Source organism: Fodinibius sediminis, assembly GCF_900182555.1.
In the GTDB taxonomy this organism is placed as follows: domain Bacteria; phylum Bacteroidota; class Rhodothermia; order Balneolales; family Balneolaceae; genus Fodinibius; species Fodinibius sediminis.
On the sequence record NZ_FXTH01000049.1, the window covers coordinates 1 to 1,145 of the forward strand.

Annotated in this window: 1 protein-coding gene; it reads left to right on the forward strand. The window is 60.3% G+C overall.

The features are described from left to right. On the forward strand, positions 1-1,145 hold a 1,145-nt coding region (tuf, locus tag FN808_RS18775), incomplete at both ends, for an elongation factor Tu (RefSeq protein ID WP_142716156.1).

The following is a 1,145-nucleotide window of genomic DNA, read 5'->3' on the forward strand; positions in this document are numbered from 1 at the left end:
ATAGGAACGATTGGTCACGTGGACCACGGGAAGACGACCACGACGGCGGCGATCACGACGGTGATGGCCAAGCACTACGGCGGGGTTGCCAAGCAGTTTGCGGACATTGACAATGCGCCGGAAGAGAAGGAGCGGGGCATTACGATCTCCACGGCACACGTGGAATATGAGACCGACGAGCGCCACTATGCGCACGTGGACTGCCCGGGCCACGCCGACTATGTGAAGAACATGGTGACCGGGGCGGCCCAGATGGACGGGGCGATTTTGGTGGTAGCGGCCACGGACGGCCCGATGCCGCAGACCCGCGAGCACATTCTGCTGGCCCGCCAGGTAGGGGTGCCCGAGATTGTGGTCTTTATGAACAAGACCGACCTGGTCGACGACGAAGAGCTGATTGAGCTTGTAGAGCTGGAAGTGCGGGAGCTGCTGAGCAGCTACGAATTTGACGGGGACAACATCCCGGTGATCAAGGGCTCGGCCCTGAAAGCCCTGGAGGGCGACGAGGAGCACGAGCAGGCGATTCTGGACCTGATGGACGCCGTGGATGAGACGATCCCGACGCCCGACCGCGACGTGGACAAGCCGTTTTTGATGCCGGTGGAGGACATTTTCTCCATTACCGGCCGCGGAACCGTGGCCACGGGCCGAATTGAACGGGGCGTGATTCACCTGAACGACGAAATTGAGATTGTCGGTATTATCGAAGAGCCGATGGAAAGCGTGGTAACCGGCATTGAGATGTTCCGCCGGATGCTCGATGAAGGACAGGCCGGAGACAACGCCGGGATCCTGCTGCGCGGAATTGACAAGGAAGACCTGCAACGCGGGATGGTACTGTGTGCACCGGGCTCGATTACCCCGCACACGAAGTTCTCCTGTGAGGTCTACGTGCTGAGCAAGGACGAAGGCGGCCGTCATACGCCCTTTTTCAAGGGGTACCGCCCGCAGTTCTATTTCCGTACGACGGATGTGACGGGCTCCTGTGAACTGCCCGAAGGGGTAGAGATGGTGATGCCGGGCGACAACGTGACGATGGACGTGACGCTGATTCAGCCGGTAGCCATGGAAGAGGGGCTTCGCTTTGCGATCCGCGAAGGCGGCCGTACGGTGGGCGCCGGCGTGGTAAGTGAAATTATTGAATA